This window comes from Pseudomonas sp. GW821-FHT02B10, assembly GCF_059421865.1.
On the sequence record NZ_JBWKVU010000015.1, the window covers coordinates 1 to 23615 of the forward strand.

The following is a 23615-nucleotide window of genomic DNA, read 5'->3' on the forward strand; positions in this document are numbered from 1 at the left end:
GCGGTAGTTCAGTCGGTTAGAATACCGGCCTGTCACGCCGGGGGTCGCGGGTTCGAGTCCCGTCCGCTGCGCCATATCTACTTGAAGGAACGCTGAACGCCTTCAAGTGACGAAGAAGCTGCAAGCTCTTCGGATCGATAGCAAAGACCCCGGTCGAAAGACCGGGGTTTTTTGTTTTCGGAATCCGGCTTTTTCGATGCTGCTCAGGCAGTCGATATTGCCTTTCTGTAAATAAAAAACCGCCTTATGGGCGGTTTTTTATTTGCAGAGGGGCAGGTTATCAGAACCCCAGCTTGTCCCGCAGGCTGTAATACCAGGCGCCCATTGCAGTAAATGGGGTGCGCAACAGCTGGCCGCCAGGGAAGGGGTAGTGCGGTAGCTCGGCAAAGGCGTCAAAACGCTCTGCCTGGCCGCGCAGGGCCTCTGCCAGTACCTTGCCGGCCAGGTGGGTGTAGGTGACGCCATGGCCGCTGCAGCCCTGGGAGTAATAGATGTTGTCCCCCAGGCGTCCGACTTGTGGCAGGCGCGACAGGGTCAGCAGAAAGTTGCCGGTCCAGGCGTAGCCGATCTTCACATCCTTGAGTTGCGGGAAGGCCTTGAGCATCTTCGGTCGGATGATTGCTTCGATATTCGCCGGGTCGCGAGCGCCATACACCACGCCGCCGCCGAAGATAAGGCGCTTGTCGGCGGAAAGACGGTAGTAATCCAGCAGATAGTTGCAGTCCTCGACGCAGTAGTCCTGGGGAAGCAGACTTTTTGCTAGCTCATCGCTCAAGGGTTCTGTGGTGATGACCTGGGTGCCGCATGGCATCGATTTGGCGGCCAGTTCCGGCACCAGGTTGCCCAGGTAGGCGTTGCCCGCGACTATGACAAACTTGGCCCTGACCTTGCCTTGTGGGGTATGTATCACCGGATTGGCACCGCGTTCGATGCGTACCGCCGGGGATTGCTCGTAGATAACACCGCCCAGGGATTCCACGGCTGCCGCTTCACCCAGTGCCAGATTGAGTGGGTGGATATGCCCGCCGCTCATGTCGAGCATGCCGCCCTGGTACAGGTCACAAGCGACGACTTCGCGAATGCGGCGCTGATCCAGCAATTCCAGCTGGGTGTGGCCGTAGCGCTCCCACAGGCGCTTCTGCGACTCCAGGTGACCCATCTGCTTGCTGGTGATGGCGGCGAACACTCCGCCATCTTTCAGGTCGCACTGGATTTGATACTTGGCGATCCGCTCACGGATGATCCTGCCGCCTTCGAAGGCCATCTGGCCAAGCAGTTGAGCTTGCTTGGGGCCGACACTGCGTTCAATCACATCAATGTCGCGGCTATAGCTATTGACGATCTGTCCACCGTTACGCCCGGAGGCGCCGAAGCCAACCTTGGCCGCTTCCAGGACGGTGACTTTAAAGCCATTCTCAAGCAGGAACAGGGCGCTGGAAAGGCCGGTGTAGCCGGCACCGATCACGCAGACATCGGTTTCCACATCATCTTGCAGCAGCGGGCGGGCTGGAGCAGCGTTGGCTGACGCCGCGTAATACGACTGTGGGTAAGGTGTGTTCGCCATCCTGCAACCTCTGTTTAATATTCTTGACGATTGCGTGGATCCTACCTGAGTTGAAAAACGCCTACCAGCCATCGAAAAATCTTGTTGGCAGGCTCAAAAAATAAAAATTCGCATATTCAGAGGGTTAGCTGCAAAAAAGGTGTTGACACCCCTCCGGAATTCCGTAGAATGCCGCCTCACAGCAGGCACGTAGCTCAGTTGGTTAGAGCACCACCTTGACATGGTGGGGGTCGTTGGTTCGAGTCCAATCGCGCCTACCAAACAAAATCCGCTCTGCTGGGCGGTCTGGAAGGGCCCACCGAAAGGTGGGCCCTTTTTTGTTGTCCGCGGTTTTCAAAACCTTTGCAAAGCCGCCACTCAAAAGGCCAAGTCGGCACCTGCCTCCAGGTACACGATCTCCTTTTTCGGCGTGCCCTTCCTGATAGTGTTCTTTCAAGGTCCACCGATGACTTCAAGCTGGCGATCTTCGCGGCGTTGGAGGTTGGCCTGGTCCAGGTGGATAGCACGCTTTAGTCAGGGGCGTCGTTGTGACTGCCCTTTGCAACTGACCACCAAGAGCGGGCGCTTCGATGTAGAGACTGCTGGTCTTAAGAGAAAAATCTAATATTTTAGGAATCGTCCTACATTCTAAAGTTGTTCTAGTTGATAGAACCTTCCTTCTGATATTTACGAAGGAATGGAGCGTGTCTAGATTGTTGGGTTGGATGTTGCTGTGTTCGCAGCTATTTACATTCGTGCATGCTAGCAATTACCTCAATATCCCTGATTGGCCGGGTGATCAGGAATCATGTCCTTCGCCGCGAGATATCAAGGGCATGATGGGTGTTTTTAGCGCGCCAGCTAAAAGTGAGGGTGCTGAATGGGTAGGTGTGCTGGTTGACGGTGCCATGGAAGCTGTTACCAACTTCGAGAAAAGCTATTTTGTATTGACTCACCAAGGTGTCGATAAAGTTGGTTTTATAAATAGCTGTATCTATGTGACCTCCGGTGGCCGATATTTGAATATGCATCTTGATCTCGGCGGTCATTACAAGCAGGTCATGTGGATTGGAAACTCGTTGTCATGGAAAGAGTCTCGAGACTTCTCCTCATCAACAATCCTGGAATGCACGGATACCTATAGAGATGCATGCAGTTTTTATTTGAAGTGAATGTCTGTCTGTATGGATGGGTTTTGTTCCAGGCTATACCGTTGTCTTTTTGGCATCCTTAATGCTTATGTATTTAATGACAATTTTATGACACTTTTAAGTCGGTTTTCGGTCTGTATGCACGTTCCCTGCGCAATGCGGGCAGGAAGTGGTCGGGTAGGGTGCAGGTATGAAGAGTAGAGCGACGGTGATTTGTGCGCATGGAGGGCAAATTCTTTTTGTCCGCAAGGATCGCGCAAAATGGTCTTTACCGGGCGGCAAGGTCGAGCCTGGGGAGTCTCTCGCTGCTGCCGCGATACGTGAGTTGCGTGAGGAGACAGGGCTGGATGCCAGTGAGCCTCTTTACATCCTGGAGTTCGACGCCGGCAATGTACGACATCACGTATTCGAGGTTGCCGTGGCCAATGCCGAGGATGCCCGGCCCTTGAATGAAATTGCGGCCATCGCTTGGCATACCTATGGGGCTGCCCGTGAGCTGGATGCAACGGCCGCCACCAAGAGTATTGTGAGCTCGTTTTTACGCCGCCTTTAACCGAGGTGTTATCGATTCATGAAGAAGCCCGCCTTGCGCGGGTTTTTGTTTTTTCGGCCAGTGCGCGAAATGGCCTGCGAGCGGTTTTCTCGCAGCCGAATGCCAATGGCTTGGCATGTGAGTGATACAGTCGCGTTTTTACGGCGAGGTAGTGTGATGCGGGTGTTGATGGCGGTAATGGTCGTGGCGTTGCTGGCGGGATGTGCCGGCTCGGCGATGAATGAGGCGCGTTCGAAGAGCCCCTACAAGGTGCTCTCGTCGGCCAAGGCGGAGCAAATCGTGGCGCAGTGTGTGCAGTTTGCCTGGCAGGACGAAGCTGTGTTCGGTGTGGATGCGTCGGCCTATCTGGAGTCTGCCAAGGTGGGTGGATACACGGTCTATACCCGTTCGGCGGAGTCCTTTGCCGATATTCGGGGGCAGGCTTCGGGTACCACCGTCAATTATTACGCGGTCCAGGACAACTGGGTCGCCAAGCGTAGACTGGCCGCATTGGCGACTTGCCTGTAATTCCTTTTTGAACGTTATCCAGTAAACAGATCATGAACCCGGCTCTTGCCGGGTTTATGGTTTATTGAAGATCTCCATTGTTTTTCCTGAAGGGTTGGTTAACAAGAGGCTAGTTGAATATTTATTTATTGGCCTGTGTAAGTTATTTGCCTTTCTCTCTGTAGGTTTGTGCTGTAATTATTGGTTGATGTTCCGGCTTTGTTGAGGTGCAACAATTTGCTCGACATTTTGTATGCGGGGATCAGTAGACAAAACACTGATTTGGACTAGTTTAAAAGTTCTCCTCAAGAAGGAGATTCATTTAATCAAAGGAGTGAAAAATAATGAATAAACCATTAGTTCAACCGAAACACGGGCGTGTCGTATCCCCCTCCAGCCGTGGTGCTGTCGCCGTCGAGCTGGGGCTGCTCGGCACCTGGCAGGTCAATGAGATGGAAGGCGGTAAAAATTTCCCGGCCCTGGTGGGCGGACCTTTTCAGAAACCATACGAGAGCGACGTCGCCAGCGTTGTGCCACCGGCTGATGGGCATATCCTCAGCGGCGGCAAGACCGACGAGCGTGACTGCCTCAACTTCACCAATGAAGAAATGTCGAGGAAGCTTGGGCGTTCGTTCTCCTGGCCGTTGCTCAACGTCGATCCGGGGCAGGTGTTTCAGGTCAAGTGGGAGTACACCGCTCCTCATGTGACCCGCGGTTACAGCTGGTTCATCACCAAAGATGGCTGGGACCCGAGACAGCGTATCAGTCGTGCGCAACTGGAGCCGCAGGCTTTCTTCGAGGACTTCTACACACAAGTTCCGTATGACCAGCACGGCGATGAAATGAAGGCCAAGGTCGAACATCAAGTGACACTGCCCAAGAACAAGAAAGGCCATCACGTGATTGTTCTGGCGTGGATTGTCGCCAACACTGGCAATGCGTTCTATCAGGCGTTCGACGTCGACTTCAAATAGTCGACTTTGAATAACAGCAGAAGTTGTCATTCTCTTTAAATGGTTCTGAAGGATTAGAACGTGAACAAGATCAACTTTGCAGCGGTAAAGACTCAGGCGAATGATTCGGCATCGTTGATGCCGTCGATCGCAGGCAAGAAGATCCTCATGGGCTTCTGGCACAACTGGCCGGCAGGCCCCAGTGATGGCTACCAGCAGGGGCAGTTCGCCAACCTCGACCTGGTGGATGTACCCAGGGAATACAACGTGGTGGCGGTAGCCTTCATGAAGGGCAACGGCATTCCCACCTTCAAGCCCTACAACCTGTCGGACGAGGAGTTCCGGCGTCAGGTTGGCGTGCTCAACAGCCAGGGGCGGGCAGTGTTGATTTCCCTTGGTGGTGCGGACGCTCATATCGAGTTGCACAAAGGCAACGAGCAAGCGCTGGCCCACGAAATCATCCGTCTGGTGGAAACCTATGGTTTCGACGGGCTAGACATTGACCTCGAGCAAAGCGCCATCGATTTTGCCGACAACAAGATCGTGCTGCCGGCGGCGCTCAAGCTGGTGAAGGATCACTACGCAGGCGAGGGCAAGCACTTCATCATCAGCATGGCGCCGGAGTTTCCCTACCTCGCCACCGGCGGCAAATACGTCGGTTATATCCAGGCGCTGGATGGCTACTACGATTTCATCGCGCCGCAATACTACAACCAGGGCGGCGACGGTCTGTGGGTCCAGGAAGCCAACGGCGGGCAGGGTGCCTGGATTGCCCAGAACAATGACGCGCTGAAGGAAGACTTTCTGTTTTATCTGACCGAGAGCCTGGTCACCGGTACGCGTGGCTATATCGCCATCCCTGCCGACAAGTTCGTGATCGGTCTGCCGGCCAACGTCGATGCGGCCGCGACCGGGTATGTCATTGACCCAGCGGCGGTGAGCAATGCCTTCAAGCGTCTGGATCGTGCCGGATTGTCGATCAAGGGCCTGATGACCTGGTCGGTCAATTGGGATGACGGCCTCAACAAGTACGGCGTCCGTTACAACTGGGAGTTCCGTGATCGTTATGCGCCGCTGATCCATGGTGGCAGCGGCGAGGAGCGACCTTCGGCGCCGGGCAACCTGTTTTCTCCCGCGCAGACAGAGAACAGTGTGACCTTGAGCTGGAGTGCTGCCCACGGTGTTCGTCCGATCGAGTTCTACACCCTGTTTCGCGATGGCAAGCCGGTGGCCCAGACGGCCTCGCTGACCTTGAAGGACGAGGGGCTGAAAACCGATACGCTGTACAGCTACTTTGTCAGCGCCACGGACGCCCAGGGTAATCAGTCGCTGCCCAGTACCAGCCTGAACATCAAGACCGCTGGCGGGGTGCCTGACCCGCAATACCCGGAATGGCAGTTGAATCATCACTATCGCAAAGATGATGGTGTGACTTATCAGGGCAATCTGTATCTGTGCTTTCAAGAGCACACCTCGAATGCCGGCTGGACTCCGGATGTCGCCTTCACCCTTTGGGCCAAGGTGGCGGTTCAGCGTCGTGCGTGAGCGCGGCTAGGAGCAGTGCAGAGGCGCCCCGATGACGGGCGCCTTTTTTATTGGGTATCGGGCAAGGCAAAGCTGCGGGTTATGGGCTAATACTCACAGGCCGTTTTTTGTCATCCGTCAATGGAGAGTGGAGCGATGCTCATGCACTGGTTTCTCGCGGCCGTACACCTGTTGGCCTTTGCTGTCGCCTTTGCGGCGGTGCTCAATCGCGGTACAGCGTTGCGCCGTGTGCTCACCGAGGGGGCGGACGTGCGCCGGGCTCTGCTGGCCGACAATGGCTGGGGGCTGGCCGCCGCGGTGTTGTTGATCACCGGCTTGCTGCGCGCCTTTGCTGGTTACGAAAAAGGCACGGATTACTACCTGCACCAGCCGCTGTTTCACATCAAGATGACCTTGTTCGTCATCATCCTGTTGCTCGAAATATGGCCAATGGTTGTGCTGATCAAATGGCGAATCGCCCTGGGGCGCGGGGCGTCGATCGATACCGGTCGCGCCACGCTGTTTGCGCGCATCAGCCACCTGCAGGCGCTGCTGATTGTGTTGATAGTAGTGGCGGCCAGTGGCATGGCACGTGGGGTCATGTTCGGCCAGTCATGAGGTGAGGAGTCGCGTGTGCTTGGGCTCGCTGCGGGCTGTTGCGCGTCATCGAGCACCGCGCGCTCTAGCAGAGTTGGCTGAAAGCCTTGCTGATGGTGGCCCGGTTGGTTTTGAACTCGGCCTGCTGCACGGGAATGATGCCGAACTCGTCGCTGACGATAGCCAGCACGCGGTGCAGGTAGTCGACGTTGGCCTCGGAGCGGAAGGTGAATATTCCGCGTTTGACTTCGTAGAGCCCCTCCGTCGAGCAGGCGGCAATGGTCCGCATCGCATTCAGGTCGTTGGTGATCAGAAGGTAAGCGAACTCTTGCATATGACCGCTCCTTGTTCGTAAAGCATCTGCCGATGGCAAGGGGGGGAGCCTCGGCGGGTTCGCGGAGGCGGTAGGTCTTGAAATTACTCCTCCTGCTCATTGCCACGCTACTGAGTATTTATACAAAAACGAGGAAGGGCTTTCTCCCGGCCGAGTCGTATCGACAGATTGCCGGGATGGAGCGCTATCAGTGAAGGGCTTGGGTAGTGCACTTTTGCCAGGGCTGGCGCTGGCGGCCTGAACTGCGCCGCTGCCATTTGAAGAGGGGGAGGATGCTGCGGGGAATCAATCAACGATGACGCTGCGCCAGCCATTGTGATGAGACAAAGGGCTGGCCGCTCATGGCGCTCAAGGTGTTTCGCGTTTGTCCGGGGCGGTGAGGCCGGCTTGGATCCGTTGGTAGATTTCTTCGCGATGGACTGCGACGTCTTTCGGGGCATTGATGCCGATCCGGACTTGCTGGCCGCTAACGCCCAGAATGGTGATCGTGATGTCGTCACCGATATTTATGCTTTCACCGACCTTGCGGGTGAGTATCAGCATGATCTTCTCCTTGATTGCTTAGTAGGGCACCTGATTCAGACAGTGCAGATGTCGGTAGTAGTGCGTATAGATTACTGCGAAGTACCACTGTGTGGGTGCCTCTTTCTGACGCGCAGACGCTGTATTAATTCCCGAGGTGCAACTATACAGAGGCGATAAATATCATTCTCCTTGTTTTGCGCTGATTTTGTGGCGTTTGTGCAGGGGATTGGGGTGCTAAAATCGCCGCCTCAGACTTTCAAGGGGTAGGTTGTGCGCACAGTAGCGATGATGATGGCGGTCCTGGCATTGGCGGGATGCGGTGAAGGCAAGCATGCCGAGGTGGACAAGAAGGTGGCGCCGGTTGTCCAGGCACAGCCGCCGCAGACCGCCACGACGCCGCAATGGGATGTGCTGGTCGCCGGCACCCTGCCTCAGGCGACGAGCGATCTGGCCGGCTGGCTGATCGAACACGGGATCATTTCCTATGTCGTCGTCGAAGATGGCAAGGATCGGGTGCTGATCGGCCCGTTCGATTCCCAGGCCGAAGCCGAAGCCAAGAAAGCCGAGCTGGTCGAGAAGCTGACCAAGGCCAAGAAGCGCAATATCGAGCCGCAGGTAATCGAGCACCGCGTCGCGCAATAAGCCGTTCTTTTGGGTGCCGGGTCAAGGCCGGTCTTGCCGGCGCTCAATCATCCTTGAGGGGGCTGTCCATGCCCCGGACGTTTATCGGCAACCCGGACGGATATCAGCCGCAGGCCTTCAGGTTGACCGGGCCGACGAACTCGTTGCCACGCCCCATCACACAAGCCACGCTCTGATTGCGCTGGCGCTCCCAGGGTTGTACCGGATAGGTTTTGTTCCAGGCTTCGTACAACTGACGATCCTGTTTCGACAGGCGCAGGTTGTACTGCTTGCTCATATAGAAGTAGGTCCGGGCGATCATGCCGCGAATGGATGGGCGCGGCATGACCTTCTTGGCCTTGAAGTCGACCTGAGTCAGGCACGAACCGTACTGGCCGGACCGCGCCGGCAGCCAGCCGAAGCTGAAGTTGTTACGGTCGCCATTGACCTCGCCGATGCTCGGTACCAGGTTGTGCAGGTCGGCTTCGGCACGTTGATAAATCGGGTCGTGGCGCGTGCAGTTCTTGCGTCCGCCTTGCTGCCAGCATTGACGCTGATGGCCGATCTGCCAGGCGGGAACGATGTGCTCCCATTCGATGCGCACGGCGCGATTAGCGTTCTTGCGGGGGACATAGCCGCAGGCGGCGAGGTTGACCCGATTGCCGCTGTACTTGCAGCCACAGTAGAACTCGGTGGATTGCGGGGCGTACAGCTTCCAGGCGATTTTCTTCGCTTCGTTGAAGGTACGGGGCGCATCGGCGTGGGCATTCAGGGCAACGCAAAACAGCAGTACAGCAAAACAGCGGGCAATCATCGACTCAGTCTTCCTTCGGCACAACCCAGAAAATCTGCACACCGCCGTCATCGCGATAGGCGAGGGTGACGTTGTCGTTTTCGGCGATTTCTTCGAGCAGGCGCTCCCACTCGTCGACCGCTTCGTCGGGCTGACGGAAGATCAGGGCGGCCTTGGCTTTTTGTGCGTTGGGCGAATTGATGATTTTCTGAACGCGCAAACCGAGGCGTTCATAAGAGCTTGGTGGTGCTGCGGCGGGCACGGAACATTCCTTATTAAGCTGTATGCGCGTACAGTATTTTACTGTAGGAAATTTCGCAACCGCTTAAAATTCAAGAGGTTCTTCTGACAGCGATATCCGCGGATTGCTGCAAAACGATTGAGTTTTTTATCTGCGGGATAAAGAAGAGGGCAGGCCAACCGGGGCGGAGCACTCGCCCAGTGCGGGCGAGTGCGGGGTAGAGCGGTGCCCGACCAGAACAGGTCGGGCGGGCCAATCAGTATTCCCAGAACATCCGCTGCAGTTCCTTGCTGTCCTGGGTCTTGGTCAGAGCGACCATGGCCAGGATGCGGGCTTTCTGCGGGTTCAGGTCGTTGGCCACGACCCAGTCGTATTTGTCGTCAGGCTGTTCCGCGTTGCGCAGTACGAAGCCGCCGGCATTGACGTGGGACGAACGAATGATCTGTACGCCATTCTTGCGCAGCTCCTGCAGGGCCGGCACTACGCGGGAAGACACCGAGCCATTGCCGGTACCGGCATGGATGATGGCTTTGGCGCCGGACTGGGCCAGGGCCTTGTAGGCGGTGTCGCTGACGTTGCCGTAGCCATAGGCGATTTCGACGTCAGGCAGGCTCTTGATGGTCTTGATGTCGAATTCCGAATCCAGGGTGTGACGCTTGGCCGGCAGGCGGAACCAGTAGGATTTGCCTTCCACCACCATGCCCAGCGGGCCCCATGGGCTCTTGAAGGCTTCGGTCTTGATATTGATCATTTTGCTGACGTCGCGACCCGACTGGATCTCGTCGTTCATGGTGACCAGCACGCCCTTGCCATGGGCTTCCTTGCTGCCGGCGACGGCGACGGCGTTGTACAGGTTGAGCATGCCGTCGGCGGACATGGCGGTGCCCGGACGCATGGATCCGACCACTACGATGGGCTTGTCGGTCTTTTCCACCAGGTTCAGGAAGTACGCGGTTTCTTCCAGGGTGTCGGTACCGTGGGTGATGACGATGCCGTCGACGTCCTTGCTGTCGGCCAGTTCGGCGACGCGGCGGCCCAGTTGCAGCAGGTTTTCGTTGGTGATGCTTTCAGAGGCGATCTGCATGACCTGTTCGCCGCGCACATTGGCGACCTGGCTCAGCTCGGGGATCCCGGCGATCAGCTGCTCGATGCCGACTTTTGCGGCTTGGTAGGTGGCGCTGTTGGCGGCACTGGCGCCAGCGCCGGCAATGGTGCCGCCGGTAGCGAGCACGACCACGTTGGCCAGCTTCTGTTTGGTTTCGACTTCCTTGGCCTGCAATGCAGTCGGAAGGAGCAAGAGGAGGGCCAAAGCGCCCGGAACAAGGGTGTTGAAAGCAGATTTCATTATTTTCTCTCTAGTAGTGAGACGGTGCTGGTGCAGGTTCATCTAGATACACCCGAGACAGATCTGAATGCCGCGGGCGAAAGGGAACAGCAGGATCTGTACCAGCCGGACTTTGGTCGCAAAACTCTTTTAACTTAATGATTTATATCAATTTATTTTTAGTTATCGGATTCGGTGGCCGTTTCGTTGTCCGGTTTTCCGAATGCTCGGAAGATTTACGTTCGGTTGTCCGACAGTTCTGGTTAGCCTGAGGAAAAGGCTGAATTAAAGAGAAGGCCCTTGCAGCCGATGCCCTTCAAGGATCGTTTCTTTATGGAGCTCACATGTCTATTTCTGTCGGTTTTCCCGCTGCCGGGGCCATCACCATCAACGGTAAATCACCGGCCACTATCGAGGCTCTGAGCCAGGGCGCCGCCGATAGCGCTGCGCAAGCCCTGGGGATCGATGAAGAGGGCAAGCTGCGAGTGGCATCCGCTTCCGAGGCCGAGAAGGCAGAGACCCAAGGCTCTGAAGGGGACAATCAAAGCCTGGTGGTGAAAATGCTGCTCAAGCGCATGAAAGAACTGCAGGCCCAATTGCAGGAGCAACAGCAGCAGTTGGCTGCTGCCCAGGCGGCGAGCTACCCGACCCCTGAAGCCAAGGCGACCGTGGTGATGGCGATTCAAGGCCAGCTCGCCGATACCAGCGGTGCGTTGCAGGAAGTGGTGGGGAAGCTGGTCAAGGAACTGAGCAAGGACGCTTCGTCAGGCACGCTGGTCAGTACCACCGCATGATTGTGTGATGTCGTACGAGGCGCCTGTCCTGGCGTTCCGGGCGGCTCATGGGCTTGGCTTCCCCGTTGACAAATAGCGGCAGGGTTCGCATAGTTGGTTTTACGCAAACGTTTGCGCAGGCCCTGGGCGATAAAAGTCATACACCTCTCAGGTTCGCTTCAAGCCGCGTTAATCGGGGTCTGAAGGTTGTCGAGCGTACTCCGGCGCAAGCGTTGCTCACAATAATCATAAGATCGGAGTGAATCCATGAAGCTGCCATTCGCTGGACGTCTTCTCGCTGTCGCTGTTCTGGCTGCCGCATCCGCTACGCTTCCCCTTTCTTCGGCATTCGCCGAGACCCCGGAAAAACCCAAGGTCGCCCTGGTCATGAAATCCCTGGCCAACGAATTTTTCCTCACCATGGAAGACGGCGCCAAGGCTTATCAAAAAGACCATGCCGCCGATTTCGACCTGGTTTCCAACGGCATCAAGGATGAAACCGACACCGCCAACCAGATCCGTATCGTCGAGCAGATGATCGTTTCCAAGGTCAACGCGCTGGTGATCGCCCCGGCGGACTCCAAGGCCATGGTGCCGGTGATCAAGAAGGCGGTGGACGCCGGTATCACCGTGATCAACATCGACAACCAGCTGGATCCGGCCGTACTCAAAAGCAAAAACATCAGCGTGCCTTTTGTCGGCCCCGACAACCGCAAGGGCGCGCGCCTGGTGGGCGAGTACCTGGCCAAGGACCTGAAGGCCGGGGACGAAGTCGGCATCATCGAAGGCGTGTCGACCACCACCAACGCCCAGCAGCGCACCGCAGGCTTCAAGGATGCGATGGAGGCCGCGCAGATCAAGGTGGTCTCGCTGCAATCCGGCGACTGGGAAATCGATGCCGGCAACCGCGTCGCCGCCGCCATGCTCAGCGAATACCCGAACCTCAAGGCGCTGCTGGCCGGCAACGACAGCATGGCCGTCGGTGCCGTCTCGGCGGTGCGCGCGGCGGGCAAGGCCGGTAAGGTCAAGGTGGTCGGCTACGACAACATCAATGCCATCAAGCCGATGCTCAAGGACGGTCGCGTGCTGGCGACCGCCGACCAGTTCGCCGCCAAGCAGGCGGTCTTCGGTATCGAGACGGCGCTGAAGATCCTCAAGGGCGAGAAGGTGGACGGTGGCGCCAATGGCGTGATCGAAACTCCGGTTGAGCTGGTCACCCAGTAATCTTTCTGGCGGCGCAACGGCGCCCGCCTGAACAGGCGGGCGCATGGAGAGTTTCTTATGTCAGTTTCCGCTGTGAACGCTGTCCTTTCGGTCAGCGGTATCGGCAAGACCTATGCGCAACCGGTATTGACCGGCATCGACCTGACGCTGATGCGTGGGGAAGTGCTGGCGCTGACCGGGGAAAACGGCGCGGGCAAAAGCACCCTGTCGAAAATCATTGGTGGCCTGGTGACCCCGACCACCGGCGAGATGCGCTTCAACGGTCAGGCTTACCGTCCCGGCAGTCGCACCCAGGCCGAAGAGCTGGGCATCCGCATGGTCATGCAGGAACTCAACCTGTTGCCGACGCTGTCGGTGGCCGAGAACCTGTTCCTCGATAACCTGCCCAGCCTCGGCGGCTGGATCAGTCGCAAGCAGTTGCGCAAGGCTGCGATCGAAGCCATGGCCCAGGTCGGCCTGGAGGCGATCGACCCCGATACCCTGGTCGGCGAACTGGGGATTGGCCACCAGCAGATGGTGGAGATCGCGCGCAACCTGATCGGCGACTGCCATGTGCTGATCCTCGACGAGCCGACCGCGATGCTCACGGCTCGCGAAGTCGAGTTGCTCTTCGAACAGATCACTCGTCTACAGGCCCGTGGCGTCGCCATCATCTATATCTCCCATCGCCTGGAAGAGCTGGCCCGGGTCGCGCAGCGCATTGCGGTGCTGCGCGACGGTTGCCTGGTCTGTGTCGAGCCGATGGCCAATTACAACAGCGAGCAACTGGTCAACCTGATGGTAGGGCGCGAGCTGGGCGAACACATCGATCTCGGCCCGCGCAAGATTGGCGCGCCGGCTCTGACGGTCAGCGGCCTGAGTCGTTCCGACAAGGTTCTGGACGTGTCTTTCGAGGTGCGCAGCGGCGAGATATTCGGTATTTCCGGGTTGATCGGGGCAGGGCGCACCGAACTGTTGCGACTGATCTTCGGCGCCGACAAGGCTGACAGCGGCACGGTGGCCCTGGGTTATCCGGCGCAGGTGGCGAATATCCGTTCACCGGTCGATGCAGTGGCCCACGGCATTGCCCTGATCACCGAGGACCGCAAGGGTGAAGGCCTGCTGCTGACGCAATCCATCAGCGCCAATATCGCCCTGGGCAACATGCCGGAGATCTCCAGTGGCGGCCTGGTCAATGGTCGTGACGAATCGGCATTGGCGCAGCGGCAGATCGATGCCATGCGCATTCGCAGTTCGGGGCCAGCGCAACTGGTGTCCGAACTGTCCGGGGGCAATCAGCAGAAGGTGGTCATCGGCCGCTGGCTGGAGCGCGATTGCGCGGTGCTGCTGTTCGACGAGCCGACCCGGGGCATCGATGTCGGCGCCAAGTTCGATATTTATGGCCTGCTTGGCGAACTGACCCGCCAGGGCAAGGCGCTGGTGGTGGTCTCCAGCGACCTGCGGGAGCTGATGCTGATCTGCGATCGCATTGGCGTGCTGTCCGCCGGGCGCCTGATCGATACCTTCGAGCGCGACAGCTGGACCCAGGATGAACTGCTTGCCGCCGCTTTCGCCGGCTATCAAAAACGTGATGCGTTGCTCAACGAAGCGGCGCCTAGGGATCTTCCATGACAACTGCATCTTCGGCCGGCAAACGTGGCGGCAACTATTACGGCCTGGGTACCTACCTGGGGCTGGCCGGTGCCTTGCTGGCAATGATTGCGCTGTTCTCGACACTGAGCAGCCACTTTCTTTCCTATGACACCTTCAGCACCCTGGCCAACCAGATCCCGGACCTGATGGTGCTGGCGGTGGGGATGACCTTTGTCCTGATCATCGGCGGCATCGATTTGTCCGTCGGCTCGGTGCTGGCCCTGGCGGCCTCCACCGTCAGCGTGGCGATTCTCGGCTGGGGCTGGAGCGTGGTTCCGGCGGCATTGCTGGGCATGGGTTGCGCGGCATTGGCCGGAACCATCACCGGTTCGATCACTGTCGCCTGGCGTATTCCTTCGTTCATCGTCTCCCTCGGTGTGCTGGAAATGGCCCGTGGCGTGGCTTACCAGATGACCGGCTCGCGCACCGCCTATATCGGTGATGCCTTCGCCTGGTTGTCGAACCCGATCGCCTTCGGTATCTCGCCATCGTTCATCATTGCCTTGCTGATCATCTTCATCGCCCAGGCAGTGCTGACGCGCACTGTGTTCGGCCGTTACCTGATCGGCATCGGCACCAACGAGGAAGCGGTGCGGCTGGCGGGCATCAACCCAAAACCCTACAAGATCCTGGTGTTCAGCCTGATGGGGCTGCTGGCGGGCATCGCCGCGCTGTTCCAGATTTCCCGCCTGGAGGCTGCGGACCCGAATGCCGGTTCCGGCCTGGAGCTACAAGTTATCGCGGCCGTGGTGATTGGCGGCACCAGTCTGATGGGCGGGCGCGGGTCGGTGATCAGCACCTTTTTCGGCGTATTGATTATCTCGGTGCTGGCCGCGGGGCTGGCGCAGATCGGCGCGACCGAGCCGACCAAACGCATCATCACCGGCGCGGTCATCGTGATTGCGGTGGTACTGGATACTTATCGCAGCCAACGCGCAAGCCGGCGGAGCTGAGTCATGGCAACGATCAAAGATGTGGCGGCGCTCGCAGGGATTTCCTACACCACGGTTTCCCACGTGCTGAACAAGACGCGTCCGGTCAGCGAGGAAGTGCGGATCAAGGTCGAGGCGGCGATCCAGCAGCTCGACTACGTGCCCAGCGCCGTGGCGCGCTCGCTGAAGGCCAAGACCACGGCGACCATCGGCCTGTTGGTGCCCAACAGCCTCAACCCGTATTTCGCCGAGCTGGCCCGAGGGATCGAGGATTATTGCGAGCGCAACGGCTACTGCGTGATTCTCTGCAACTCCGACGACGACCCGGAAAAACAGCGCAGCTACCTACGGGTGCTATTGGAAAAACGCATCGACGGCCTGATCGTGACCTCGGCCGGTGGCGACGGCGGGCTGGCCAAGGGCCTGGCCGCCGTGCGCACGCCGATGGTGATCGTCGACCGCGGGCTGGAAGGGGTGGATGCGGACCTGGTGCGTATCGACCACGAATACGGTGCGTATCTGGCGACCCGTCATCTGCTCGAGTTGGGCCATCGCGATATCGCCTGCATCGGCGGCCCGGACTACACCAGCGTGGCGCAATTGCGTCTGGCGGGGTTCCAGCGGGCGTTGCGCGAAGCCGGCGTGGAGGTGCCTGCGCAGCGCATCCTGCAGAGCGACTTCACCAGTACCGGCGGTTATCACGCTGCGGCCCAGCTGTTGGAGCGCAACCGGCCCAGCGCGATCTTCGCCGGCAACGACATGATGGGCATCGGTGTGCTGCGTGCGGCGGCGGAGCGCAATATCCGGGTGCCGAGCGAACTGTCGGTGATCGGCTTCGACGACATCCAGATGAGCCGTTATGTGTATCCGGCGCTGACTACAGTTGGCCAGTCGATCCTGCAACTGGGCGAGCAGGCGGCGGAGCTGTTGTTGCGCCGCATTGCCACCCCTGGATTGCCGACCAACCAGCGTATCGTCACCCCAAGCATTGTCCTGCGCGAGTCGACGGCGCCTGTGGCCGGCGCATTCGCCGAGTACCGTTGAATCGAATTGTGAGTATCGATGTATGCCAGCAAAAGTAGTGGTAGTAGGCAGCCTCAATATGGACCTGGTCACCCGGGCCGAGCGGCTGCCGCGTGCCGGTGAAACTCTGATCGGCCAGTCGTTCGCCACGGTTTCCGGTGGCAAGGGGGCGAACCAGGCGGTGGCGGCGGCCCGCCTGGGTGCCCAGGTATCGATGATCGGCTGCGTCGGTGATGATGCCTACGGCGAGCAATTGCGCTCGGCGTTGCTCGCTGAACGGATCGATTGCCAGGCCGTCACCGCTGTCGCCGGCTCCAGTGGAGTCGCCTTGATCGTGGTGGACGACAGCAGTCAGAACGCGATCGTGATCGTGGCCGGTGGCAATGGTCGGCTCACGCCAGAAGTGGTCAGCGGCTTCGACAAGGTGCTGCAGGCGGCCGACGTGATCATCTGCCAGCTCGAAGTGCCGCTGCCCACCGTGGGGCATAGCCTCAAGCGTGGCCGTGAACTGGGCAAGACAGTGATCCTCAACCCTGCACCGGCCAGTGGCCCGTTGCCAGCGGACTGGTACGCGTCCATCGACTATCTGATTCCCAACGAAAGCGAGGCCGCGGCCCTCAGCGGCTTGCCGGTGGATTCCCTGGCGAGCGCCGAAGCCGCGGCCGCCCGCTTGATCGCCGCCGGGGCCGGCAAGGTCATCATCACGCTCGGCGCCCAGGGCTCGCTGTTCGCCAATGGCACGAGCTTCGAGCATTTTCCGGCGCCCAAGGTCAAGGCGGTCGACACCACGGCCGCCGGCGATACCTTCGTCGGTGGTTTTGCCGCCGCCCTGGCCGCCGGCAAGAGCGAGGCCGAGGCGATTCGTTTCGGTCAGGTCGCGGCAGCGCTGTCGGTGACCCGCCCAGGTGCGCAACCTTCCATTCCCACGTTGTCCGACGTACAGGCGTTCTCTCCGGCATGAAAAAAACACCCTTGCTCAATGTCGCCCTGTCGCGACTGATTGCCTCCCTGGGGCACGGCGATATCGTGGTCATCGGCGATGCCGGCCTGCCTGTACCGCCGGGCGTCGAATTGATCGACCTGGCCTTGACCCAGGGTATTCCGGATTTCCTCAGCACCTTGCAGGTGGTGCTGTGCGAGATGCAGGTGGAAGGCCATGTGCTGGCGCAGGAGATCCTGGATCGACAATCCCCGACCCTGCAAGCGCTCGAGGCGTTGAGTGCCGAGGGGGCGCTGGGCGCGCGCAAGCTGTTGAGCCACGGTGAGTTCAAGGTGCTCAGCCGCCAGGCGCGGGCAATCGTTCGCACGGGGGAGTGTCAGCCTTATTGCAACATCGCTTTGATTGCCGGGGTGACGTTCTGAGCGTTGCCTCTCCCTGTTCAACCACGCAAAGGAGTGCGCCATGCACCGCTATGCTCAGCTACTGAAACACCTGATCCGGAGTGTTCTGCTCGTGTCCCTGTTCACTGCTACCAGCGCCCATGCGGCAGAAAAAATCGATCTGATCATCGATACCGATCCGGGTGCCGATGATGTGGTTGCGTTGCTGTTCGCCCTGGCGTCGCCGGAAGAACTGCAGATCCGCGCGCTGACCACGGTGGCCGGCAACGTGCGCCTGGACAAGACCTCGCGCAATGCGCGCCTGGCCCGTGAATGGGCGGGGCGCGAAGAGGTGCCGGTGTACGCCGGCGCGCCTAAGCCGCTGCTGCGCACGCCGATCTATGCCGAGAATATTCACGGTAAGGAAGGCATTTCCGGGGTCACGGTGCATGAGCCGAAAAAGGGCCTGGCCGAGGGCAGTGCGATCAATTATCTGATCGACACCCTGCGCGCCGCCAAGCCCCACAGCATCACCATCGCCATGCTGGGGCCGCAGACCAACCTGGCGCTGGCGCTGATCCAGGCACCGGATATCACTCAAGGCATCAAGGAAGTGGTGGTCATGGGTGGGGCGCATTTTAACGGCGGCAATATCACCCCGGTGGCGGAGTTCAATCTGTTCGCCGACCCGCAGGCCGCCGAGGTGGTGCTCAAGAGCGGCGTGAAGCTGACTTACCTGCCGCTGGACGTTACCCACAAGGTGCTGACCAGCGATGCGCGCCTGCAGAAAATCGCGGCCTTGAACAACAATGCCAGCAAGGTGGTGGGCGATATCCTCAACGAATACGTCAAGGGTGACATGGAGCACTACGGCATCCCGGGTGGTCCGGTGCATGACGCGACTGTCGTTGCCTACCTGCTCAAGCCCGAACTGTTCAGCGGGCGCCAGGCCAACATGGTGATCGACAGCCGTGAAGGGCCGACCTTCGGTCAGACCATCGTCGATTGGTACGACGGCCTGAAGCAGGAGAAGAACGTGTTCTGGGTGGAGAATGGCGATGCCCAGGGTTTCTTCGATCTGCTGACCGAGCGTCTGGCTCGCCTGAAATAAGTGATATTCCCGGCAGGTGCCAGCCTGTCGGGCGTTACGCCTTCTCTGTATCCGGCGTGCCCGAGTGCTCGCCGGGATACTTCTCGAATATCTGCTCGATGAATGTCTGGGCCGCTTCGGTGCCCAGCTCCCTGATCAGTAAGTCGATGCCGATGATCGCCAGCTCTTCGGGGCTGCCGGGGCTGTAGGAGCAGTGGCCTTCGGGCCATTTGGCTTTGATGTCGGCGTCGATCGTCACGGTGGCCATGGAAGTCTCGCGAGCTCGGAAAGGATAGGGCCGGACAGGCGCTTGTCGAGGGCTTCCGGTTTTGTAGAGTTAAACACCTTGGCGGGATTTTCGCACTCCGACTTAGGCATGAGGGGAGGGCTGTGCGACACTTGGTCATTGTCTGTTTTCAAGGGGTGCCAGTGTGCAGATCGATTTGAACAACCCTGATGCCTTGACCTTCGAGGCGGTGCGCCAGTTGCTGGCGTCGGCCAGTGACGATGTGCATACCCAGCTGCGAGTGACCAAGGCGGGCATTGCCTATATCTCGTCGGGCGTGGTCGGTGGCGTGGACATCGACGGCCTGCTGTTCAGGCTGGAGACCTGGGCCGCCGGTTCCGGTTATGTCGGGCGGGTAGCGGCCAGCGATGAGGTCTGGGTGACGCAGATTTTTAACGCGTTGAAACAGAACTGGCCGAAGCCACCATTCGATTACATCGATATTTACTGAGGCTGTTCATATCCGGTCACGATTGCTGCATGAAAACGTGGCCGTACCTGATGCAGACTTGCCCGCTGCCTGGCCAAGAGGCCATTGGCCAGTCCGTTTGTGAAACCAATAGTCAGAGCGGTTGTCGCACTATCTCTGCTTATTTTTGAAAAGGAGGCTTCATGCCTTGGAAGCTCGCGTCATTCGGTACCTTGTTGGCTGCAGTCGTTTTGACGGGATGCAGCACTTCTTCGCCGGATAAGGATCCGGTAGTTACCGAGAGCGGCCATAGCCGCTGTGAGGCTAAGGCGGCCGAATTCGCCATTGGCAAAAAAGCTTCGCCTGAGCTGCTGGAGCAGGCGCGTACTCGCGCAGGTGCGCAGAATGCCCGTATTCTCAAGCCGAATGACATGATCACCCTGGAATACCGTTCCGATCGGCTGAACCTCAACACCGATAACAACCTGGTGGTCACTCGGGTCAACTGCGGCTGATAGCGTCAGCGCTTTTGCACCGTGCATAAAAAACCCCGTCACATGGACGGGGTTTTTTCAGCTCGCTGAGAAATTACTCAGGACGAACTTGTGCAGCTTGCATACCCTTTTGGCCTTTCTCAGCCACGAAGGAAACGGTCTGGCCTTCTTTCAGGCTTTTGAAACCGTCGCTTTCAATAGCTTTGAAGTGTACGAACAGGTCGTCACCGCCACCTTGAGGAGTGATGAAGCCGAAGCCTTTTTCATCGTTGAACCATTTTACGGTGCCGGTTTGGCGATTAGACATGGTGTATCTCCAAGAAACATATATTTTCAGTAGTACTGTGCTGCTCAGGCCAACTGGGCACACCGGGCTATCATAGTCGAAATGTTCGACTTGGGAGCCCCCCGGACGTGCCGATTCCCAGGTGGTTGAGTCCGTTTTGTTGCTCCGATCAGCTGAAGGCCCCGGTTTAAGGGGCTTTCGCTGAAAATATTCGGTGATAAAAAAAGCCGTAAAAGCTGCGTAAATTGTGAAAAAAGGCCGGTTTTCAGATCGCATCGAGCCTGAAACAGGGCCGTCTCTCGCGCATTAAAGACTTATTTCACCACCCGGCAAGCGGCAATAGCGTCCAGGGCCTTGGTTCTCAGCGCCGGATCCGGTTGAGTCTGCTTGCTCATGAGCTGTTTGATTTCGTCTGTAGTGAATTTCTCATTGAGCTTGTCCGCACCACAGGCGCAGTGCTTTTCTGCACTTTTCACATCAACGCTCTGGCTGGCGGCAGCCGTGCAATCCTTCATGTATTCGGCACGTACCCCGGCTGGCCAGGCGGCCTGAGCGCTCAGTGGCAGCAGCAGGGCGAAAGGGGCGGCAAGGGCGAATAGTTGGGTGAGGCGCATGAGTCGAGCTCTCCTGGGATTGGTACAAGAATGGCGATTCTCGGTGTATTTGAGGCCTTGCGTACACACCAAGTTCACTTTCTCGAAAGAAAGCGCGGATACGCTGGTCCCGGTGGGAAGTACGGCGCGATGACCGTTCATCTGTGCTAGCATGCCCGGCTTGGGTGTTTTCAAGCTCTGGGCGAGTTTCAATCCCACTGCGGTCTATGCCTCTATTTTTTTCTGATTTGAACTCCAGTCACTCTGGTTCGTTTTACCGGTTGGCCGCAAGGCTCCTGCCACTGTGAGGCAGGCGTTCGTCACGAACGGCCTGGATCGAACCGCGTACTGGCTCATCCCAACCCACGTGACCTTTGGTAGGGGTCACCACTAGGAGAGGAGGCGCCATGCCCACTATTACTCTTCCCGACGGCAGTCAACGTTCATTCGATCATCTGGTTTCCGTAGCCGAGGTCGCCGCATCCATTGGTGCAGGTCTGGCCAAGGCCACCGTAGCCGGCAAGGTCAATGGCAAACTGGTCGACGCCTGCGATCTGATCGACAGCGACGCGACCCTGCAAATCATCACGCCAAAGGATGAAGAGGGGCTGGAAATCATTCGCCACTCTTGCGCTCACCTGGTTGGCCACGCAGTCAAGCAGCTGTATCCGACAGCGAAGATGGTTATCGGTCCGGTGATCGATGAAGGCTTCTATTACGATATCGCCTACGAGCGTCCTTTCACCCCGGACGACCTGGCGGCCATCGAGCGGCGCATGCAGCAGCTGATCGAGAAAGATTACGACGTCATCAAGAAGGTCACTCCGCGCGCCGAAGTGATTGAAGTGTTCAAGGCTCGCGGCGAAGACTACAAGCTGCGCCTGGTCGAGGACATGCCGAACGAACAGGCCATGGGCCTGTACTTCCACGAAGAATACGTCGACATGTGCCGTGGTCCGCATGTGCCGAATACTCGTTTCCTCAAGTCCTTCAAACTGACCAAGCTGTCCGGCGCCTACTGGCGCGGCGATGCCAAGAACGAGCAACTGCAGCGCGTCTATGGCACTGCCTGGGCGGACAAGAAGCAGCTGGCGGCCTACATCCAGCGTATCGAAGAAGCCGAGAAGCGCGACCATCGCAAGATCGGCAAGCGTTTGGGCCTGTTCCATACCCAGGAAGAAGCGCCGGGCATGGTGTTCTGGCATCCGAACGGCTGGACCCTGTACCAAGTGCTCGAGCAGTACATGCGCAAGGTGCAACGCGACAATGGCTACCTGGAGATCAAGACTCCGCAGGTGGTCGATCGCAGCCTGTGGGAGAAATCCGGGCACTGGGCCAACTACGCCGAAAACATGTTCACCACCGAGTCGGAAAGCCGCGACTACGCCATCAAGCCGATGAACTGCCCGTGCCACGTGCAGGTATTCAATCAGGGCCTGAAGAGCTACCGCGAGCTGCCGATGCGTCTGGCCGAGTTCGGTGCCTGCCACCGTAACGAGCCGTCCGGTGCATTGCACGGCATCATGCGTGTGCGTGCCTTCACCCAGGACGATGCGCATATCTTCTGCACCGAAGAGCAGATGCAGGCTGAATCCGCCGCGTTCATCAAGCTGACCATGGATGTCTATGCCGACTTCGGCTTCAAGGACATCGAAATGAAGCTTTCCACTCGCCCTGAAAAGCGTGTGGGTTCCGACGAGCTGTGGGATCGCGCTGAAAATGCCTTGGCTGCCGCGCTTGATAGCGCTGGGCTGCCGTATGACCTGCAACCGGGCGAAGGGGCGTTCTACGGTCCGAAAATCGAGTTCTCGCTGAAAGACTGCCTGGGTCGTGTCTGGCAGTGTGGTACCTTGCAGCTCGATTTCAACCTGCCGATCCGTCTGGGTGCCGAATACGTTTCCGAAGATAACAGCCGTAAACATCCGGTGATGTTGCACCGGGCGATCCTCGGCTCCTTCGAGCGTTTCGTCGGGATTCTGATCGAGCATTACGAAGGGGCGTTCCCTGCGTGGCTGGCTCCGACCCAGGCCGTAGTGATGAATATCACTGATAAACAGGCAGATTTTGCCCTCGAAGTGGAAAAAACCCTCAACCAAAGCGGATTTCGTGCCAAGTCTGACTTGAGAAATGAAAAGATCGGCTTTAAAATCCGCGAGCATACTTTGCTCAAGGTTCCCTATCTCTTGGTTATTGGAGATCGGGAAGTCGAGACGCAGACTGTCGCTGTGCGTACCCGTGAAGGTGCTGACCTGGGCTCGATGCCCGTCGCCCAATTCTCGGAGTTCCTTGCACAAGCGGTTTCCCGGCGTGGTCGCCCAGATTCGGAGTAATTATTATTAAGCGTGAAATGAGACAAGATAAACGAGCTGCACCGAAAGCCCCGATCAACGAGAATATCTCGGCACGCGAGGTTCGGTTAATTGGCGCTGACGGCGAGCAGATTGGCATCGTCTCGATTGATGAAGCGCTTCGTATTGCTGAAGAAGCCAAGCTTGATCTGGTGGAAATCTCCGCCGACGCAGTCCCGCCGGTTTGCCGTGTGATGGACTACGGCAAGTCGATCTTCGAGAAGAAGAAGCAGATTGCCGCGGCGAAGAAGAACCAGAAGCAGATTCAGGTAAAAGAAATCAAGTTTCGTCCAGGGACGGAGGAAGGGGATTACCAGGTAAAACTGCGCAACCTGGTACGTTTCCTGAGTGACGGGGACAGGGCCAAGGTATCCTTGCGATTCCGCGGCCGTGAGATGGCCCACCAGGAGCTGGGGATGGAACTCCTCAAGCGGGTTGAAGCTGACCTGCAAGAGTACGGTTCGGTCGAACAGCATCCTAAGATGGAAGGACGCCAGCTGATCATGGTCATCGCCCCGAAAAAGAAGAAGTAATCAACAGGGCACGGCAGGCCTTCTGAT

Annotated in this window: 28 protein-coding genes and 1 tRNA gene; 20 read left to right on the plus strand and 9 right to left on the minus strand. The window is 58.3% G+C overall.

Annotation, left to right across the window (positions count from 1 at the left end):
- Positions 1-280 precede the first annotated feature (280 nt).
- Positions 281-1564: an NAD(P)/FAD-dependent oxidoreductase gene (locus AC07VU_RS25845; RefSeq protein WP_277588268.1), complete on the minus strand. Its 1284-nt coding sequence runs from the start codon at positions 1562-1564 to the stop codon at positions 281-283.
- Between the two features lie 183 nt (positions 1565-1747).
- Between AC07VU_RS25845 and AC07VU_RS25850 the strand changes: the two genes are divergently transcribed.
- The 7 genes from AC07VU_RS25850 (at position 1748) to AC07VU_RS25880 (ending at position 6828) form a co-directional block, all read left to right on the plus strand.
- Positions 1748-1824: transfer RNA gene (locus AC07VU_RS25850), tRNA-Val, on the plus strand.
- A gap of 423 nt (positions 1825-2247) precedes the next feature.
- Positions 2248-2715: a DUF3757 domain-containing protein gene (locus tag AC07VU_RS25855; protein ID WP_277588269.1), complete on the plus strand. Its 468-nt coding sequence runs from the start codon at positions 2248-2250 to the stop codon at positions 2713-2715.
- Between the two features lie 169 nt (positions 2716-2884).
- Positions 2885-3247, plus strand: coding sequence for an NUDIX hydrolase (locus tag AC07VU_RS25860; RefSeq protein WP_277588270.1), 363 nt, complete (start codon positions 2885-2887; stop codon positions 3245-3247).
- A 156-nt stretch (positions 3248-3403) separates the two neighbouring features.
- Complete coding sequence (locus AC07VU_RS25865) at positions 3404-3754, plus strand: hypothetical protein (RefSeq protein WP_007920558.1); 351 nt, start codon at positions 3404-3406, stop codon at positions 3752-3754.
- Positions 3755-4077: 323 nt separating this feature from the next.
- The gene (locus AC07VU_RS25870; protein ID WP_495030737.1) at positions 4078-4707 is read left to right on the plus strand and encodes a lytic polysaccharide monooxygenase auxiliary activity family 9 protein; all 630 of its coding nucleotides are present in this window, start codon (positions 4078-4080) and stop codon (positions 4705-4707) included.
- A gap of 117 nt (positions 4708-4824) precedes the next feature.
- On the plus strand, positions 4825-6231 hold the full coding sequence (locus AC07VU_RS25875) for a carbohydrate-binding protein (RefSeq protein WP_219734950.1): 1407 nt from the start codon (positions 4825-4827) through the stop codon (positions 6229-6231).
- Between the two features lie 135 nt (positions 6232-6366).
- Positions 6367-6828: a DUF2214 family protein gene (locus tag AC07VU_RS25880; protein ID WP_495030738.1), complete on the plus strand. Its 462-nt coding sequence runs from the start codon at positions 6367-6369 to the stop codon at positions 6826-6828.
- A gap of 64 nt (positions 6829-6892) precedes the next feature.
- On the opposite strand, the gene AC07VU_RS25885 is transcribed toward AC07VU_RS25880, so the two are convergent.
- Both AC07VU_RS25885 and csrA read right to left on the minus strand, forming a co-directional pair.
- Entirely contained in the window at positions 6893-7141 is a 249-nt protein-coding gene (locus tag AC07VU_RS25885) for a hypothetical protein (protein WP_007920551.1), read from the minus strand.
- Between the two features lie 348 nt (positions 7142-7489).
- On the minus strand, positions 7490-7684 hold the full coding sequence (gene csrA / locus AC07VU_RS25890; protein ID WP_007920550.1) for a carbon storage regulator CsrA: 195 nt from the start codon (positions 7682-7684) through the stop codon (positions 7490-7492).
- A 267-nt stretch (positions 7685-7951) separates the two neighbouring features.
- Between csrA and AC07VU_RS25895 the strand changes: the two genes are divergently transcribed.
- Complete coding sequence (locus AC07VU_RS25895) at positions 7952-8308, plus strand: SPOR domain-containing protein (protein ID WP_101337355.1); 357 nt, start codon at positions 7952-7954, stop codon at positions 8306-8308.
- Positions 8309-8411: 103 nt separating this feature from the next.
- Here the strand turns inward: AC07VU_RS25895 and AC07VU_RS25900 are convergent, their stop codons facing one another.
- The 3 genes from AC07VU_RS25900 to AC07VU_RS25910 form a co-directional block, all read right to left on the minus strand.
- The gene (locus AC07VU_RS25900) at positions 8412-9101 is read right to left on the minus strand and encodes an endonuclease (protein WP_457275999.1); all 690 of its coding nucleotides are present in this window, start codon (positions 9099-9101) and stop codon (positions 8412-8414) included.
- A 4-nt stretch (positions 9102-9105) separates the two neighbouring features.
- Positions 9106-9342 (minus strand): DUF1654 domain-containing protein, encoded by a 237-nt coding sequence (locus tag AC07VU_RS25905; protein ID WP_007920547.1) that lies wholly within the window; start codon positions 9340-9342, stop codon positions 9106-9108.
- Between the two features lie 235 nt (positions 9343-9577).
- On the minus strand, positions 9578-10666 hold the full coding sequence (locus AC07VU_RS25910) for an asparaginase (protein ID WP_007920539.1): 1089 nt from the start codon (positions 10664-10666) through the stop codon (positions 9578-9580).
- A 323-nt stretch (positions 10667-10989) separates the two neighbouring features.
- Here AC07VU_RS25910 and AC07VU_RS25915 point away from each other — a divergent pair, with 323 nt between their 5' ends.
- The 8 genes from AC07VU_RS25915 (at position 10990) to AC07VU_RS25950 (ending at position 18660) form a co-directional block, all read left to right on the plus strand.
- Entirely contained in the window at positions 10990-11439 is a 450-nt protein-coding gene (locus AC07VU_RS25915; RefSeq protein WP_274306131.1) for a hypothetical protein, read from the plus strand.
- Positions 11440-11685: 246 nt separating this feature from the next.
- Positions 11686-12642, plus strand: coding sequence for a sugar ABC transporter substrate-binding protein (locus AC07VU_RS25920; RefSeq protein ID WP_009043052.1), 957 nt, complete (start codon positions 11686-11688; stop codon positions 12640-12642).
- A 57-nt stretch (positions 12643-12699) separates the two neighbouring features.
- Positions 12700-14253, plus strand: coding sequence for a sugar ABC transporter ATP-binding protein (locus AC07VU_RS25925; protein WP_101337359.1), 1554 nt, complete (start codon positions 12700-12702; stop codon positions 14251-14253).
- Complete coding sequence (locus AC07VU_RS25930) at positions 14250-15227, plus strand: ABC transporter permease (RefSeq protein ID WP_053278214.1); 978 nt, start codon at positions 14250-14252, stop codon at positions 15225-15227. The genes AC07VU_RS25925 and AC07VU_RS25930 overlap by 4 nt, the downstream gene beginning before the upstream one ends.
- 3 nt (positions 15228-15230) lie before the next feature.
- Complete coding sequence (locus AC07VU_RS25935) at positions 15231-16250, plus strand: LacI family DNA-binding transcriptional regulator (RefSeq protein WP_457276000.1); 1020 nt, start codon at positions 15231-15233, stop codon at positions 16248-16250.
- Between the two features lie 22 nt (positions 16251-16272).
- Positions 16273-17190, plus strand: coding sequence for a ribokinase (gene rbsK / locus AC07VU_RS25940; RefSeq protein ID WP_274306133.1), 918 nt, complete (start codon positions 16273-16275; stop codon positions 17188-17190).
- Complete coding sequence (rbsD, locus tag AC07VU_RS25945; RefSeq protein WP_007920525.1) at positions 17187-17591, plus strand: D-ribose pyranase; 405 nt, start codon at positions 17187-17189, stop codon at positions 17589-17591. The genes rbsK and rbsD overlap by 4 nt, the downstream gene beginning before the upstream one ends.
- A gap of 40 nt (positions 17592-17631) precedes the next feature.
- A complete protein-coding gene (locus tag AC07VU_RS25950; protein WP_007920524.1) occupies positions 17632-18660 on the plus strand; it encodes a nucleoside hydrolase in 1029 nt (342 codons plus the stop codon).
- 34 nt (positions 18661-18694) lie between these two features.
- Here AC07VU_RS25950 and AC07VU_RS25955 read toward each other — a convergent pair whose 3' ends face one another.
- Positions 18695-18907 (minus strand): hypothetical protein, encoded by a 213-nt coding sequence (locus AC07VU_RS25955; protein ID WP_007920523.1) that lies wholly within the window; start codon positions 18905-18907, stop codon positions 18695-18697.
- A 163-nt stretch (positions 18908-19070) separates the two neighbouring features.
- On the opposite strand from AC07VU_RS25955, the gene AC07VU_RS25960 reads away from it, so the two are divergent.
- Together AC07VU_RS25960 and AC07VU_RS25965 are read left to right on the plus strand one after the other, a co-directional pair.
- Positions 19071-19376, plus strand: a complete 306-nt coding sequence (locus AC07VU_RS25960; RefSeq protein WP_495030739.1) for a hypothetical protein — start codon at positions 19071-19073, stop codon at positions 19374-19376.
- Positions 19377-19537: 161 nt separating this feature from the next.
- Positions 19538-19849 (plus strand): I78 family peptidase inhibitor, encoded by a 312-nt coding sequence (locus AC07VU_RS25965; RefSeq protein ID WP_274306136.1) that lies wholly within the window; start codon positions 19538-19540, stop codon positions 19847-19849.
- Between the two features lie 73 nt (positions 19850-19922).
- On the opposite strand, the gene AC07VU_RS25970 is transcribed toward AC07VU_RS25965, so the two are convergent.
- A complete protein-coding gene (locus tag AC07VU_RS25970; protein WP_003179963.1) occupies positions 19923-20135 on the minus strand; it encodes a cold-shock protein in 213 nt (70 codons plus the stop codon).
- 293 nt (positions 20136-20428) lie between these two features.
- Positions 20429-20728, minus strand: a complete 300-nt coding sequence (locus AC07VU_RS25975) for a hypothetical protein (RefSeq protein WP_009043058.1) — start codon at positions 20726-20728, stop codon at positions 20429-20431.
- A 386-nt stretch (positions 20729-21114) separates the two neighbouring features.
- On the opposite strand from AC07VU_RS25975, the gene thrS reads away from it, so the two are divergent.
- The gene (gene thrS / locus AC07VU_RS25980) at positions 21115-23037 is read left to right on the plus strand and encodes a threonine--tRNA ligase (RefSeq protein WP_495030740.1); all 1923 of its coding nucleotides are present in this window, start codon (positions 21115-21117) and stop codon (positions 23035-23037) included.
- Positions 23037-23588, plus strand: coding sequence for a translation initiation factor IF-3 (gene infC / locus AC07VU_RS25985; protein ID WP_169914426.1), 552 nt, complete (start codon positions 23037-23039; stop codon positions 23586-23588). Before thrS ends, infC begins: the two co-directional genes overlap by 1 nt.
- The last annotated feature ends 27 nt before the right edge of the window (positions 23589-23615 follow it).

Coding starts and splice junctions, on each gene's coding strand:
- AC07VU_RS25925 (WP_101337359.1), top strand. CDS start 12,700: ATGTCAGTTTCCGCTGTGAACGCTGTCCTTTCGGTCAGCGGTATCGGC.
- rbsD (WP_007920525.1), top strand. CDS start 17,187: ATGAAAAAAACACCCTTGCTCAATGTCGCCCTGTCGCGACTGATTGCC.
- AC07VU_RS25865 (WP_007920558.1), top strand. CDS start 3,404: ATGCGGGTGTTGATGGCGGTAATGGTCGTGGCGTTGCTGGCGGGATGT.
- AC07VU_RS25920 (WP_009043052.1), top strand. CDS start 11,686: ATGAAGCTGCCATTCGCTGGACGTCTTCTCGCTGTCGCTGTTCTGGCT.
- AC07VU_RS25965 (WP_274306136.1), top strand. CDS start 19,538: ATGCCTTGGAAGCTCGCGTCATTCGGTACCTTGTTGGCTGCAGTCGTT.
- AC07VU_RS25870 (WP_495030737.1), top strand. CDS start 4,078: ATGAATAAACCATTAGTTCAACCGAAACACGGGCGTGTCGTATCCCCC.
- AC07VU_RS25875 (WP_219734950.1), top strand. CDS start 4,825: ATGCCGTCGATCGCAGGCAAGAAGATCCTCATGGGCTTCTGGCACAAC.
- AC07VU_RS25970 (WP_003179963.1), bottom strand. CDS start 20,135: ATGTCTAATCGCCAAACCGGCACCGTAAAATGGTTCAACGATGAAAAA.
- rbsK (WP_274306133.1), top strand. CDS start 16,273: ATGCCAGCAAAAGTAGTGGTAGTAGGCAGCCTCAATATGGACCTGGTC.
- csrA (WP_007920550.1), bottom strand. CDS start 7,684: ATGCTGATACTCACCCGCAAGGTCGGTGAAAGCATAAATATCGGTGAC.
- AC07VU_RS25880 (WP_495030738.1), top strand. CDS start 6,367: ATGCTCATGCACTGGTTTCTCGCGGCCGTACACCTGTTGGCCTTTGCT.
- AC07VU_RS25930 (WP_053278214.1), top strand. CDS start 14,250: ATGACAACTGCATCTTCGGCCGGCAAACGTGGCGGCAACTATTACGGC.
- AC07VU_RS25895 (WP_101337355.1), top strand. CDS start 7,952: ATGATGATGGCGGTCCTGGCATTGGCGGGATGCGGTGAAGGCAAGCAT.
- AC07VU_RS25935 (WP_457276000.1), top strand. CDS start 15,231: ATGGCAACGATCAAAGATGTGGCGGCGCTCGCAGGGATTTCCTACACC.
- AC07VU_RS25885 (WP_007920551.1), bottom strand. CDS start 7,141: ATGCAAGAGTTCGCTTACCTTCTGATCACCAACGACCTGAATGCGATG.
- AC07VU_RS25860 (WP_277588270.1), top strand. CDS start 2,885: ATGAAGAGTAGAGCGACGGTGATTTGTGCGCATGGAGGGCAAATTCTT.
- AC07VU_RS25955 (WP_007920523.1), bottom strand. CDS start 18,907: ATGGCCACCGTGACGATCGACGCCGACATCAAAGCCAAATGGCCCGAA.
- AC07VU_RS25975 (WP_009043058.1), bottom strand. CDS start 20,728: ATGCGCCTCACCCAACTATTCGCCCTTGCCGCCCCTTTCGCCCTGCTG.
- AC07VU_RS25845 (WP_277588268.1), bottom strand. CDS start 1,564: ATGGCGAACACACCTTACCCACAGTCGTATTACGCGGCGTCAGCCAAC.
- AC07VU_RS25915 (WP_274306131.1), top strand. CDS start 10,990: ATGTCTATTTCTGTCGGTTTTCCCGCTGCCGGGGCCATCACCATCAAC.
- thrS (WP_495030740.1), top strand. CDS start 21,115: ATGCCCACTATTACTCTTCCCGACGGCAGTCAACGTTCATTCGATCAT.
- AC07VU_RS25950 (WP_007920524.1), top strand. CDS start 17,632: ATGCACCGCTATGCTCAGCTACTGAAACACCTGATCCGGAGTGTTCTG.
- AC07VU_RS25910 (WP_007920539.1), bottom strand. CDS start 10,666: ATGAAATCTGCTTTCAACACCCTTGTTCCGGGCGCTTTGGCCCTCCTC.
- AC07VU_RS25900 (WP_457275999.1), bottom strand. CDS start 9,101: ATGATTGCCCGCTGTTTTGCTGTACTGCTGTTTTGCGTTGCCCTGAAT.